General features: G+C 73.2%; 11 protein-coding genes. 7 read left to right on the top strand and 4 right to left on the bottom strand.

The annotated features are described in order from the left end of the window. Positions 1-82 precede the first annotated feature (82 nt). The 7 genes from VGL30_RS00775 (at position 83) to VGL30_RS00745 (ending at position 6,691) form a co-directional block, all read left to right on the top strand. Positions 83-541, top strand: a complete 459-nt coding sequence (locus tag VGL30_RS00775; RefSeq protein WP_331535765.1) for a MucR family transcriptional regulator — start codon at positions 83-85, stop codon at positions 539-541. Positions 542-590: 49 nt separating this feature from the next. Next, positions 591-1,286 carry an ABC transporter ATP-binding protein gene (locus tag VGL30_RS00770; protein WP_331535763.1) on the top strand — a complete coding sequence of 232 codons (696 nt, stop codon included), beginning with the start codon at positions 591-593 and terminating at the stop codon, positions 1,284-1,286. Further along, entirely contained in the window at positions 1,279-3,795 is a 2,517-nt protein-coding gene (locus VGL30_RS00765; RefSeq protein WP_331535761.1) for an ABC transporter permease, read from the top strand. The genes VGL30_RS00770 and VGL30_RS00765 overlap by 8 nt, the downstream gene beginning before the upstream one ends. Then, complete coding sequence (locus tag VGL30_RS00760; RefSeq protein ID WP_331535759.1) at positions 3,795-4,892, top strand: carotenoid 1,2-hydratase; 1,098 nt, start codon at positions 3,795-3,797, stop codon at positions 4,890-4,892. The genes VGL30_RS00765 and VGL30_RS00760 overlap by 1 nt, the downstream gene beginning before the upstream one ends. A 33-nt stretch (positions 4,893-4,925) precedes the next feature. Continuing rightward, entirely contained in the window at positions 4,926-5,726 is an 801-nt protein-coding gene (locus tag VGL30_RS00755; protein ID WP_331535757.1) for an SDR family NAD(P)-dependent oxidoreductase, read from the top strand. Between the two features lie 104 nt (positions 5,727-5,830). Then, complete coding sequence (locus VGL30_RS00750; protein ID WP_331535755.1) at positions 5,831-6,082, top strand: hypothetical protein; 252 nt, start codon at positions 5,831-5,833, stop codon at positions 6,080-6,082. A 48-nt stretch (positions 6,083-6,130) separates the two neighbouring features. Continuing rightward, a complete protein-coding gene (locus VGL30_RS00745) occupies positions 6,131-6,691 on the top strand; it encodes a DUF4337 domain-containing protein (protein ID WP_331535753.1) in 561 nt (186 codons plus the stop codon). Between the two features lie 10 nt (positions 6,692-6,701). Here the strand turns inward: VGL30_RS00745 and VGL30_RS00740 are convergent, their stop codons facing one another. From VGL30_RS00740 to VGL30_RS00725, 4 genes are all read right to left on the bottom strand, one after another. After that, complete coding sequence (locus tag VGL30_RS00740; protein ID WP_331535751.1) at positions 6,702-6,893, bottom strand: hypothetical protein; 192 nt, start codon at positions 6,891-6,893, stop codon at positions 6,702-6,704. A 104-nt stretch (positions 6,894-6,997) separates the two neighbouring features. Continuing rightward, positions 6,998-7,873, bottom strand: coding sequence for a transglutaminase family protein (locus VGL30_RS00735; RefSeq protein WP_331535749.1), 876 nt, complete (start codon positions 7,871-7,873; stop codon positions 6,998-7,000). After that, entirely contained in the window at positions 7,870-10,398 is a 2,529-nt protein-coding gene (locus VGL30_RS00730; protein ID WP_331535747.1) for a circularly permuted type 2 ATP-grasp protein, read from the bottom strand. The genes VGL30_RS00735 and VGL30_RS00730 overlap by 4 nt, the downstream gene beginning before the upstream one ends. Further along, on the bottom strand, positions 10,388-13,696 hold the full coding sequence (locus tag VGL30_RS00725; RefSeq protein WP_331535745.1) for a transglutaminase family protein: 3,309 nt from the start codon (positions 13,694-13,696) through the stop codon (positions 10,388-10,390). The genes VGL30_RS00730 and VGL30_RS00725 overlap by 11 nt, the downstream gene beginning before the upstream one ends. Positions 13,697-13,770 lie beyond the last annotated feature (74 nt).

The following is a 13,770-nucleotide window of genomic DNA, read 5'->3' as shown; positions in this document are numbered from 1 at the left end:
AATCGCACAGCAGCGCATTACAAGAAGACTTGTGAATCAGTTCAATCAACCGTATTTCCAGGTCACTGACTTGGAGATTGTGATGGAAGAGCAGAAGATCGACATCATGGACCTCACGGCCCATATCGTCGCCAACTACGTCGGAAACAACAGCGCTGCGGTCGGCGACCTTCCGTCCCTGATCAAGAACGTGCACGCCGCCCTGGCCGGAATCTCGGCGCCGCAGGCGCCGCCGGTGGAGCAGAAGACGCCGGCGGTTTCGGTCAAGAAATCGATCACCCCGGACGCCATCATCTGCCTCGAGGACGGCCGCAAGTTCAAAAGCCTGAAGCGGCACCTGCGGACGAAGTACAACCTGTCGCCCGAAGAATACCGCGCCAAATGGGGCCTGCCGAAGGATTACCCGATGGTGGCCCCGTCCTACGCCGCCGCCCGCTCGACGCTGGCCAAGTCCATGGGCCTGGGCCAGGGCGGGCGTCGTCCCGCCGCAGCCGCGCCGGTCGCCAAGACCCGCAAGGCGAAGGCCGCGCCCGCCGGCTGATCGACCGCCGGGATTGAGTTCCGGGTCCGGGGGGGCGATAGGGGGCGCAATGCCGCCTGTCCGCCCCCCCGAGCCGGCGCTGCTGACGCTTTCCGGCTTGGCCAAATCCACGCCCGCGGGCCGCGTGCTGTTCGCAGGGCTGGACCTGACCGTGACCGCGGGCGAGTTCGTGGCGGTGATGGGCGAATCGGGCGTCGGCAAATCGACCCTGCTCAACCTGATCGCCGGCCTGGACCTGCCTGAGGCCGGGCAGGTGCGAATCGACGGCGTCGCCCTGGAGACGCTCGACGACGACGCCCGCACGCTGTTGCGCCGCGACCGCATCGGCTTCGTCTTCCAGGCCTTCCACATCCTGCCCCACCTGACCCTGGCGCAGAACGTCGCCCTGCCGCTCGCCCTGCAGCATGCCCCGGTCGGCGAGGCGCTGGCGCGGGCGACGCAGGAGCTGGCCGCCGTGGGGCTGGACGGCCGCGGCGCCGACTATCCGCGCCAACTGTCCGGCGGCGAACTGCAGCGGGTGGCCATCGCCCGGGCGCTGGCGCACCGGCCGGCGCTGATCCTGGCCGACGAGCCCACCGGCAACCTGGACCCGGAGACCGCCCGCCGGGTCCTCGACCTGTTCGCCGCCCAGGTTCGCGGCCTGGGCGCCGCGACGATCCTGGTGACCCACTCCGAGGTGGCCGCCGCTGCGGCCGATCGCGTCCTGACGCTGACGCCCGCGGGGCTCGTGGCGCGGCATGGCTAGCCGCGCCCGGCCAAGCCGCACGGCCGCGCTGTGGATGATCCTGGGCGAATGGCGGGCGCATCCGGTGCGGGTGGCCACCGCGGCGCTGGCCATCGCCGTCGGCGTCGCCCTGGGCTTCGCCGTCCATCTGGTGAACGCCTCGGCGCTGAACGAATTCTCCCATGCGCTCAGCACCGTCAACGGCGATGCGGACCTGCAGGTGCGGTCGCGGTCGCCGCTGGGATTCGACGAGGCCCTCTATCCGCGGGCGGCGCGGGCCGCGGGGGTCGCCGCGGCCAGTCCGGTGGTGGAGCTGCCGGCCTCGGCCGAGGCGGTCGGCGACCTGACGCTGATTGGCCTCGACGTGCTGCGGGCCGCCTCGGTGACGCCGGCGCTGCTGGGACCGGCGGCCGCCGCCGATCCCTTCGACGCCGAGGCCGTCGCCCTGTCGCCGGCGGCGCTGGAGGCGACGGGCGCCCGGGTCGGCGACACGATCACCCTGGCCGCCGCGGGCCGCGTGGCCAGGTTCCGCGTGGCCGGCATGCTGCCGGGGGCGGGGGAGGGGCGCAGGCTGGCGGTGGTCGACATCGCCGCCGCCCAGTGGCGCTTCGGCCAGCTCGGCCGGCTGCAGCGCATCGACCTGCGGCTGGCGCCGGGCGCCGACCCGCAGGCGGTGCGGACGGCGGCGGCGGCGATCCTGCCGCCCGACGCCGAGATCGTCAGCGCCGCCGGCCAGACGCGGCGCAGCGACGCGCTCTCCCGGGCCTATCGGGTGAACCTGGAGATGCTGGGCCTGGTGGCGCTCCTGACCGGCGCCTTCCTGGTCTATTCCGCCCAGTCGCTGTCGGTGGCCAGGCGGCGGCCGCAGTTCGCCTTGCTGCGGGTGCTGGGCGCACCGCGCCGGGCGCTGCTGGCGCAGGTGATGGCCGAGGCGCTGATCGTGGGGCTGGCCGGCGCGCTGTGCGGGCTGGCGCTGGGGCTGGGGCTGGCCTGGGCGGCGCTCAGCCTGCTGGGCGGCGACCTGGGCGGGGGCTACTTCGGCGGGCGCCCGGCCCTGGTGTTCGCGCCGGCGGCGGCCGGCGTGTTCCTGGCGCTGGGCCTCGCCGCGGCGCTGCTGGGCAGCCTGCTGCCGGCGCGGTCGGCGGCGCGCGCCCAGCCGGCGGTGGCGCTGAAGTCCGCCGGCGACGGCGCCGAGGCCGGCGGCGGGCGGCTGGGCTGGACGGCGCCGGCCCTGCTGGCGGCCGGCGCGGCGGCGGCCTTCGCGCCGGCCGTCGGCGGGGTCTCGGTGTTCGGCTACCTGTCCATCGCGCTGCTGCTAGGCGGCGGGGTGGCGGCCATGCCCTGGCTGGCGCGGCGCATCCTCGGGCCGCTGCAGGGCCGGGCGGCGCGGTTCCCGCCTGTCGACCTGGCGCTGAAGCGGCTGTGGGGCGCGCCCTCGCAGGCGGCGCTGGCGCTGTGCGGCATCGTCGCCTCCACCAGCCTGATGATCGCCATGGCGGTGATGGTCACCAGCTTCCGCGGCTCGGTGGAGGACTGGCTGGACCAGATCCTGCCCGACGACCTCTACCTGCGGGTGGAGGGCGGCGGCGGCTTCGACGCAGGCGTCCAGGCCAGGCTGGCCGCCGCGCCCGGAGTGGCGGCGATCCGCTTCCGCCGCCTGACGCCGCTCAGCCTGGCCGCCGACAAGCCGCCGGTCGCGCTGCTGGCGGGCGACATCGACTCTGCGGGCTCGACCCTACCGCTGATCGGCAAGCCGCGCCCGGTGGGCCCGGGCGCGACGCCGGTGTGGGTCTCCGAGCCCGCCGCCTGGATCTACCGCTGGCGGCCGGGGGACCGGATCGTCCTGCCCTTGGGGCCGGGCGGGCGTAGCCCGGTGGTGGTGGCCGGGATCTGGCGCGACTACGCCCGCCAGCAGGGGGCGCTGGCCATGCGCGCCGCCGACTATCAGCGCCTGACCGGCGACGCCCTGCGCACCGAGGCGGCGATCGTGCTGCAGCCCGGCGCCGATCCCCGCGCCACCGGGGCGCGGCTGCGCGCCCTGCTGCCGCCGGCCATCGCCGGGCGGACCACGGTGGGGGCGCCGCGGAAGATCCGCGCCGCGGCCCTGCGGATCTTCGACCGCAGTTTCGCGGTGACCTATCTGCTGGAGGCCATCGCCATCCTGGTGGGGCTGGCCGGGGCGGCGGCGGCTTTCGCGGCCCAGACGCTGGCGCGGACCCGGGAGTTCGGCATGCTGCGCCACGTGGGCGTGCGCCGCGGGCAGGTCGCCGTGATGCTGGCGGCGGAGGGCGCGCTGCTGGGCGCGCTGGGGGCGGTCGCGGGGCTGGGGCTGGGATTCGCCATGAGCCAGGTCCTGATCCGGGTGGTCAATCCGCAGTCGTTCCACTGGACGATGCAGACCAAGGCGCCCTGGGGGCTGTTCGCGGCGGTGGCGGCGGCGCTGGTGGCGGCATCGGCGGGAACGGCCCTGCTGGCCGGGCGGCGCGCGCTCTCCACCGACGCGGTGCGGGCCGTGCGGGAGGACTGGTGATGGGCGAGCTTTCCCGCCGGAGCCTGGCGCGCCTGGGCTTGGCGGCGGCCCTGCAGCCGGGGTTCGCCCGGGCCGCCGACGTCCCCGTGCTCCCTGCCTATCCGGCGGTGACGCCGGGGCGGGCGCTGGCGTTCCCGGCCGACCACGGGGCGCACCCGGACTACCGGACGGAGTGGTGGTACCTCACCGGCTGGCTGCGGACGGCGCAGGGCGGCGACCTGGGCTTCCAGGCGACCTTCTTCCGCACCCGGCCGGCGGTGGACCAGCGCAATCCCAGCGCCTTCTCCGCGCGGCAGGTGATCTTCGCCCATGCGGCGCTGTCGGACCCGCGGACCGGCCGGCTGGCGCACGACCAGCGGATGGCGCGCGCGGGCTTCGGCCTGGCCCAGGCGCGGGTGGGCGACGCCGATGTGCGGCTGGACGGCTGGCGGCTGTGGCGGACGGCCGACGGGGCTTTCCACGTCCATGTGGACGGCGAGGCCCTGGCGCTGGATCTCGACTTCGCGCCGACCCAGGCGCCGTTGGCGCAGGGGCAGGGCGGCTTCAGCCGCAAGGGGCCGGCGGCGGCCCAGGCCAGCTACTATTACAGCCTGCCGCACCTGAAGGTCGCAGGCTCGGTGCGGCGGGTCGGGCGCAGTGCAGCCGTGACCGGCGAGGCCTGGATGGACCGGGAGTGGTCGTCCGCGATCCTCGGCGGCGGCGCGGTGGGCTGGGACTGGACGGGACTGAACCTCGACGACGGCGGCGCGCTGACGGCCTTCCAGGTGCGCGACGGCCGGGGCCGGGCGCTGTGGGTCGGCGGATCGTGGCGCGACGCGATGGGCGGGGTGGTGCGGCTCGCGCCGGGGGACGTGAGCTTCCAGCCTCTGCGCCGCTGGCGCTCGCCGCGCACCGGGGCGGCCTATCCGGTGGAGCAGGCGCTGGCGGTGCGCACGCCGCAGGGCGTGCGGCGGCTGCACCTGAAGCCGCTGTTCGACGACCAGGAGCTCGACAGCCGCGCGGCCGGCGGACCGGTTTATTGGGAAGGGGCGGTGACCACGGCGGGCGGACGGGGCTATCTTGAGCTGACGGGATACGTGCAGCCCCTGAAGCTGTAGCCGCGGGCGGACCGCGCGGGGAGGAGGACGGCGATGGACCTGCAGCTCAAGGGCAAGCGCGCCCTGGTGACCGGCGGCAGCCGCGGCATCGGCCTGGCGATCGCCCGCCAGCTGGCGCGGGAAGGGGCCAGCGTCGCCATCGCGGCCCGCGACCCCGCGGCGCTGGAGGCGGCGGCCCGCGCGCTGTCGGACGAGGTCGGGACGAAGGTGGCCTTCGCCGCCGGCGACACCGGCGACGACGCCTCGGCCCGGGCGATGGTCGAGACGGCGGCCGCGGCGCTGGGCGGGCTCGACATCCTGGTCAACTCCGCCGCGCGGCCGGCCGGCGAGACGCCGCCGCCGAAGCTGGCCGGGGTGACCGGCTCCCTGCTCTGGGAGGAGGTGAACGTCAAGGTGATGGGCTACATCCGCTGCGCCCAGGCCGCGGCGCCCTACATGATCGCGCAGGGCTGGGGGCGGATCGTCAACATCAGCGGCCTGAACGCCCGCTCCGCCGGGGCGCTGGTCGGCTCGGTGCGCAACGTGGCGGTGTCGGCCATGACCAAGAACCTGGCCGACGAGCTGGGCCCCCACGGGATCAACGTCACGGTCGTCCATCCCGGCATGACCCGCACCGAGCGGATGGGCCCGATGCTGGCCAGGCGGGCCGAGGCCCTGGGGATCGGCGTGGAGGAGATGGAAAAGCGGATGACCGCCCAGACCGTCATCGGCCGCATGGTGGACGCCGGCGAGGTGGCCGACATCGTCGCCTTCCTGGCGTCGCCCCGCAGCGTGGCGATCACCGGCGACGCCATCGCCTGCGGTGGCGGGGTCAAGGGGCCGATCTACTACTGAGCCCGGGCGGAGCGCGGCGGCTGCGTCCGCTCCCGACGACTCTTAAGGTTCTGGTGACCGAAGCAGCTTGTAAGTCGGGCAAGGTGATTCGCGTTCAGGACCCCATGAGATCAGCCCGCAACCCCGCCATCGACCACGGCGCAGCACTCCGCGTGCCGCCGGCCCACGACGCCGCCAACTGGCGCAAGCTCCGCATGTGGCTGGGCGACGACGGCCGCGCCACCGGCGAGGCGGGGGCCGTCGAGGTGCGCACGCCGGACGGCCCGGGCGTGGCCCGGCCCGGCGACTGGATCGTGCTGTCGGCGGCCGGCGCATTCCACGTGGCCCATGCTGCACACCGCGCCGGCCGGGGGTAGATTGCCGGCGCCCGGGAACTGCGCGGGCGGGGTTCGGCGGAGGCGCCCATGGAAGGCGAGATCGAGGCGACGGGCAGGAACCGGAGCCTGAACCGTGCGGTGGCGATCACCGTGGTGGTGCTGTCGGTGTTCATGGGGGTGAGCAAGGTCAAGGACGACAACATCGTCCAGGCCATGCAGCAGGCGAAGTCCGACTCGGTCGACACCTGGGGCGAATACCAGGCGACGCGCACCAAGCTGCATATCGCCCAGACCGCGGCGGCGGAGACCGCCCTCCTGAGCCGGGTGGGCGGCGAGATGGCGGAGGAGCAGGAGCGCGCCCTGGCCGCGGAGATCGCCAAGTACCAGGCCGAGGCGCCGAAGCTGAAGGCGCAGGCCGAGGCGCTGCAGGCCCGCTACGACGCGCTCAATGTGCACGACGACCAGTTCGACGCCTCGGACGCCATGCTCTCCATCGCCGTGGCGACCGCAGCGGTCGCCGCCCTGGTGGACGGACCGTGGGTGCTGGCCGTCGCCTGGCTGTTCGCGGCGGGCGGCCTCGTCATGGGGGCGGCGGGGTTCGCCGGCTGGAGCCTGCATCCGGACGTGCTGAGCAAGCTCCTGGGCTGACCCGGCGGCGCTAGTGGGTGTGGCCCTTGCCGGTTTCCTGCCGCGCCTTCTCCAACTCGGCGCCTTCGGGCCCGTCGAGGGCCTCCTCGGCCTCCTTGGCCTTCTGTTCGACCTTGCCGCTCCTGGCGAACTCTTCCTGTTCCTTGCGGTAGCGGCGGGCGGCGTCGTAATTGCCTTCGCCCTGCAGATCCTTGTCGGCCATGACGCATCTCCTTTGAGGGGGATGCAGGAAAAACACCTGCCGGGACGTGGTGTTCCGCCGCTTCCGGCGGCCAGGCGATCTCCGGCCGGCCGGCCGGACCGGCCTTATGCCGGGACGACGTCCACGGCGACGTCGATCTTCTGCTCGCCGGAGCCCAGCACCACGCCGCCGATCGGGGCCACGTCGGAGTAGTCGCGGCCCACCGCCAGCACGATGTGGTTGTCGGCGGCGATCACCGCGTTGGTGGGGTCGAAGCCCACCCAGCCGGCCTCGTCGCCGCACCACAGGTTGACCCAGGCGTGGGTGGCGTCGGCGCCCTGCAGCCGCGGCTGGCCCGGCGGCGGGAAGGTGCGCAGGTAGCCGCTGACATAGGCCGCCGGCAGGCCCAGGCCGTGCAGGCCGGAGATCATGATGTGGGCGAAGTCCTGGCAGACCCCGTGGCGGGCGCGGAAGGCGTCGATGGCCGGGGTCGAGACCTCGGTGGACTTGGGGTCGTAGGCGAACTCCCGCTTGATGGTGGCGGCCAGCTCGAAGGCGGCGGCCATGACCGGGCGCCCGGGGGCGAAGGCCCGGCGGGCGTAGTCGGTCATCTCCTGGCGGATACCCGTCATGCGGGTGGGGAACAGGAAGTTGGCGGGCGAGGTGATCTCCAGGCTCTCCGCGCCCACCGCCAACTCGCGCACCACCTCCCAGCTGAGGCCGCCCAGCGGCTCCGGCGGCGGGACGCGGTGGACGTCGACGCGGGCGCGGGCCTCGATCACCAGCTTCTTGTGCGGCCGCTCCAGGAGGGCGGTCATAACCTTCTCGCCGAACTGGCCGATGTGCTCGGACATCGAGACGGGCGTCGGGCTCACGGTCACGCTGGACTTCAGCACCGCCTGGTCGGGCCCCTCCCGCGGGGTGAGCCTGAGCGCGCAACGGGCGAAGGTCACTTCGTCCTCGTAGCGGTAGGTGGTCCGGTGGCTCACATTGTAGATCACGCCAGGCCGCTCAGCCTTTTGCTCGGCGTGGCGTTGGAGCCCTGCAGGAAGTAGCGCGCCGCGAGCGCCTCGGAGAGCTTCATCAGCATCTGCTCGAAGGCGAGCGCCCTGGCCGGCTTCAGCTCGGCGGCCCTGGCGGTCTCCACTTCGCTGGCCAGGTGGATGAGCTGGCGGTTCGGTTCCTCCGGCATGCCGTCGAAATGCAGCGGGGGCAGGGCGGCCAGGTGCGCCTTCAGGGTGTCGACCTGGAAGGCCATGGAGCGCGGGTTGAACGGGTCGAGCAGCACCAGGTCGCGCACGGGGGCCAGCGCGATGCCCACCACGTAGCGCGAGCGGTAGGTGATCTGGCTGTCCACCAGGTCGAGCAGCAGGTCGAGTTCGTCCTGCCCGGCCTCGTCCTCGGCGAACTGGCGGGCGAAGCGGCAGGTGTTGATCCCGCGCTCGATGCGCCGGCCGATGTCCAGGAAGCGCCAGCCGGCCACCCTGTTCATGTTCTCCTGCGCCAGGCCGGAAAGGGTGGCCAGCGCCCGCAGGCCTGCGTCCGCCCGCGCCAGGCCCTCGGCTTCGGTGAGGTGGTCCCCGCTCCTGCCGGCGAGCCGGGTCTCCAGGTCGAGCAGCAGCTTCCAGAAGTCCTCCGACAGCCGCTCGCGCATGCCCGCCGCCGTGCGTCGCGCCGAGCGGACCAGGGACACGGCCGAGCCATAGGCGGCCTCGTCGTGCAGGGCCGCGGCCGCGGCGTCGGCCGCCTTGCCGCTCAGCGCCTCCTTGTCGGCGGCGCCCCAGGCGATCAGCAGGCCCTGGATGCGGGCCAGGGTCTCGCCGGTCCCGTGGGTGGCGGCGTCGGAGTCCATCAGGCTGGTGCACAGGCTGCGCACCAGCCTGAGCGTCGCCTCCGCCCGCTCCAGGTAGCGGCCGAGCCAGAACAGGTTGTCGGCCGCCCGGCTCGGCAGGTTGCCGAGGATGCGCACGATGCGGACGTCCTCGCTGGAGGCCAGCAGCGTCACCCGTTCCACCGGCCGCTCCGACATCACCCAGACGTCGGCGGCCTGCGCCCCGCCGCCCATGGAGATGGCCCGCGCGTCCGGCTGGTTGGAGATCCGGCAGAAGCCGCCCGGCATGATCTTCCAGCCGTCGGGGGTGGCCGCCGCATAGACCCGCAGCACGAACGGGCTGGGCTTCAGTCCGCCGTCGCGCCAGGCCGGCGTCGTGGAGAGGCGGACCACCTCCTGGCCCACGAAGTCCACCGGCCTGGCGCGCATGGCCGTGAGCAGGCTGTCGCGGGCGCCCGGCGGGAGGGCGCTGAGCAGGTGGGGGTCGCCGCCGTCCGCCCCGTCCGAGCGCGAGCCGTCGAAGGCGCTGGCGATGGCCAGGCGGTCGAGGTTGCGTTCCACGTGGTCGCGCTCGGCGGCCTGCCCGCACCACCAGGTGGCGACGTTGGGCAGCTTCAGGTCCTCGCCCAGCAGCTTGCGGGCCAGCGCCGGCAGGAAGCTGAGCAGCGCCCGCGATTCGACGAGGCCGGTTCCCGGCGCATTGGCCACCACGACGCCGCCCTGGCGAATCGCCTCCATCAGGCCGGGCACGCCGAGGCGCGAGGCGCTGTTCAGCTCCATGGGGTCGATGAAGTCGGCGTCGACGCGCCGCCAGATGACGTCGGCGCGCTTCAGGCCGGCGATGGTGCGCACATAGGCCTGGCCGTCGCGGACGACGAGGTCGTCGCCCTCCACCAGCAGGAATCCCAGGTAGCGGGCGAGGTGGGCCTGCTCGAAGTAGGTCTCGCTGAACGGCCCCGGGGTCATCAGGCAGATGCGCGGGTCGCTGCGGGAGGCCGACGCCGCCAGGCCGGCGCGGAACTCGCTGAAGAAGCCCGCCAGACGTTGCACGTTCATGGCGTTGTAAAGGTTGGGAAACGCCCGCGAGAGCACCAGCCGGTTCTCCAGCGCGTAGCCGGCGCCCGAGGGGGCCTGCGCCCGGTCGCCCAGCACCCACCAGCGCCCGTCCGGCCCGCGGCCCAGGTCGGCGGCGTAGAGGTGCATGTAGCGGCCGCCGACCGGCTTCACGCCGCGCATGGCGCGGATGTAGTCGGTGGAGCCGGTGACCGCGGCGGCCGGCAGGTCGCCGTCGGCCACCAGCCTGGCGGGGCCGTAGAGGTCGGCCAGCAGCATCTCCAGCAGGCCGGCCCGCTGCTCGACGCCGGCGGCGATCTCGCTCCACTCCTGCTCGCCCAGGATCAGCGGCAGCGGACTCAGCGGCCAGGTGCGCTCGTTGTCGTCGCCATAGATGCGGTGGGAGACGCCGGCGTCGCGGATGTGGCGGGTGGCGACGGTGAAGCGGTCCTCGAACTCTCCTGTAGGAAATTCCGCCAAGGCATTGAGAAACCTCGTCCAATGGGCCGGGATGCGACCGTCGGGCTGGACCAGTTCGTCTGGTATGCCCGGCAGGGCCTGGTAGCCCTCCAGCCAGCCGGAGAGGCGCGCCGAGGCCGCGGCGTCGGAGGCCCTGCGAGCGGCGGTGCGGTCAACGGACAACAGGCGTCCTCAGGTCCAGCGTCATCGGAAACTCTCCCCGCGGCTCGTCGGGTGGCGGCTCCACCGACCCCGGCGTATGGCCGTGGCCCTGGAACCGCGCCAGGCGCCTGGCCTGCGCCTCGTACGAATTCACCGGGAAGGTATCGTAGCTGCGTCCTCCGGGGTGGGCCACATGATACACGCAGCCGCCGAGCGACCGGCGGTTCCAGCGGTCGAGGATGTCGAAGGTCAGCGGCGCGTTGACCGGCAGGTTGGGGTGCAGGCCGCTTTCCGGCTTCCAGGCCTTGTAGCGGACGCCGGCCACCGCCTCGCCGGGGACGCCGGTGGCGGTCATGGGCAGCGCCCGGCCGTTGCAGGCGATCACGTGCCGCTCCGGCGTGAAGCCGCGGGCGAGCACCTGCAGCCGCTCCACCGAGGCGTCCACGAAGCGGACCGCCCCGCCGGCGGAATTCTCCTCGCCCATGACGTGCCAGGGCTCCAGGGCGTGGCGGATCTCCATTTGGACGCCGCCGTGCTCCACCGCGCCGTGGACCGGGAATCGAAAGGCTCTCTGGGCCTCGAACCAAACCGGATCAAAGGGATATCTGGTGCGGTTAAGGTCGGCCAGCACGTCGTTGAAGTCGCTCCAGACGTGGTGGGGCAGCATGAAGCGGTCGTGCAGCGCCGTGCCCCAGCGGACGAGCGATCCCGCCTGCGGCTCGCGCCAGAACCAGGCGATGAGCGCGCGGATCAGCAGTTGCTGGGCCAGGCTCATGCGCGCGTCCGGCGGCATCTCGAAACCGCGGAACTCCACCAGGCCCAGGCGGCCGGCCGGTCCGTCGGGGGAGTAGAGCTTGTCGATGCAAAGCTCTGTTCTATGAGTATTTCCGGCGACATCGACCAGCAGGTTGCGGAACAGCCGGTCCACCAGCCAGGGCGGCGGCGGCTCGCCCTCGCCAGGGGCGGGCACAGCGGCCATGGCGATCTCCAGCTCGTAGAGGGTGTCGTGGCGCGCCTCGTCCACCCGCGGCGCCTGGCTGGTGGGGCCGACGAACAGGCCGGAAAACAGGTAGGAGAGCGAGGGGTGGCGCTGCCAGTAGATCAACAGGCTCTTCAGCAGGTCAGGCCGGCGCAGGAACGGCGAATCGGGCGCGACGGCGCCGCCCACCACTACGTGGTTGCCGCCGCCGGTGCCGCCGTGGCGGCCGTCGATCATGAACTTGTCGGCGCCCAGGCGGACCTGCCGGGCCTCCTCGTAGATGGTGTTGGTGATCTCCACCGACTGGCGCCAGCTCGTGGCCGGCTGAATGTTGACCTCGATGACGCCCGGGTCGGGCGTCACCTTCACCACCTCGATCCGGGGATCGGGCGGCGGGCCGTAGCCCTCGAAGCGCAGAGGCGTCCCGGACTCGGCGGCGATGGCCTCGATCTCCACCACCAGCTCCAGATACTCCTCCGCCCGCGCCAGCGGCGGCATGAACACGTAGAGGATGCCGTCGCGGGGCTCGAAGGTCATGGCGGTGCGCACCGGGCCGGCCTTCGCCGTCTTGCGGGCCTTGGCCTGGGCCGGGGTGGCCGGCGCCTCGGCGCCGCGGCGCAGGTCGTCGTAGGCGGGGAGCGGGCCGCGCGGCTCGAACGGGTCGCGGACCTCCACATGCGGGTACTCTTCCGGCTTCAGCTCCGGCAGGTTGGAGAGCGGCAGGCGGTAGCCCACCGGCGAATCCCCCGGCAGCAGGAAGAGCCGGCCGCGCCGCAGCCGCCAGGTCTCGGTCATCCAGCCGTCGTCGCCCCCGGCGCTCCAGCGGCGGATCGGCAGGATGTAGGCGCTGGGGCGGGTGAGCCCGCCTTCCAGGGCGTGCAGCAGGGTGGCGCGGCTGGGCGCGGAATCCACCGTCTCGCCGCCCAGGTCCACGTTCACCGGCAGCTCGCCTTCCTTGAGGATCCAGTACAGCGGGTCCTCGAAGGCCGGCAGCACGCAGCCCGGGTCCAGCCCCATCGCCTCGGCGAAGCGGCGGGCGAAGCGGGCGGCCTCCAGGTGGCCGGTCCCGCGGACGATGCGGCGTTCCGGCGTGGCTTCGGTGGCGATCTGGGCGTCGCCGCGCCAGACCGCCTCGCCGTCGCGGCGCCAGTAGAGGGCGAAGGCCCAGCGGGGCAGGGGCTCGCCCGGATACCACTTGCCCTGGCCGTGGTGCAGCAGGCCGCCCGGCGCGAAGCGGTCGCCCAGGCGGCGGACCAGCTGGTCGGCCAGGCCGCGCTTGGCCGGACCCAGGGCGGCGGTGTTCCACTCGGGCGATTCGAAGTCGTCGATCGAGCAGAAGGTGGGCTCGCCGCCGAACGTCAGCCGCACGTCCTGGGCGACGAGGTCCGTGTCGACCTGCTCGCCCAGGCGGTCGAGGGCCGCCCAGCGGTCGTCCTCGAAGGGCTTGGTGATGCGCACCGGCTCGGCCAGGCGCTGGACGTCCATCTCGAAGTGGAACTCGACGCCGGCCGGCTCCACCAGGCCGGTGATCGCCGCAGCCGAGCGGTAGTGCGGGGTGGCGGCCAGCGGGATGTGGCCCTCGCCGGTCATCAGGCCGGAGGTGGCGTCCAGGCCCACCCAGCCCGCGCCCGGCAGGTAGACCTCGGCCCAGGCGTGCAGGTCGGTGAAGTCGTGGCCGGCGCCGGTGGGGCCGTCCAGGGCCTCGATGTCGTGCTTGAGCTGGATCAGGTAGCCGGAGACGAAGCGGGCGGCGAGGCCGAGCGCGCGCACCACCTGCACCAGCAGCCAGGCTGAGTCGCGGCAGGAGCCGGAGCCCAGCTCCAGGGTTTCGTCCGGGGTCTGCACCCCCGGGTCCATCCGCACCACGTAGCGCACGTCGCGCTGGATGCGGGCGTTGAGGTCCACCAGGAAGTTGACGGTGTTGGGCGCCTCGGCGGGGAGTTCGTCGAGGAGGCCGCGCAGGCGCGGCCCGTCTTCGTCCACCTGCAGGTAGGGGGCGAGCTCGCGGGCGAGATCCTCCTCGTAGGCGAAGGGCAGGGCCTCGGCGTAGGGCTCGACGAAGAAGTCGAAGGGATTGATCACCACCATGTCGGCGGTGAGGTCGACCTCCACGGCGAACTCGGTCGCGGGCTTGGGGAACACCAGCCTGGCCATCCAGTTGCCGAACGGGTCCTGCTGCCAGTTGATGAAGTGCTCGGCGGGGGTGATCTTCAGCGAATAGCTGGCGACGCGGGTGCGGGTATGCGGCGCCGGCCGCAGCCGGATCACCTGTGGTCCCAGGGCGACGGGACGGTCGTAGCGATAGCGGGTGAGGTGGTGCAGGGCCGCGACGATCGTCAAGTTTCGCTCCGGAGGAGAGTGCAGGGTCCACGAAGCGCCACGAGAGAGCTACATCGGCCGCGAACACAAGGGCG

Source organism: Phenylobacterium sp. (assembly GCF_036502675.1).
GTDB lineage: Bacteria > Pseudomonadota > Alphaproteobacteria > Caulobacterales > Caulobacteraceae > Phenylobacterium.
Note: the sequence above shows the minus strand (reverse complement) of the source record. Positions and strands in the feature narration are given on the sequence as shown.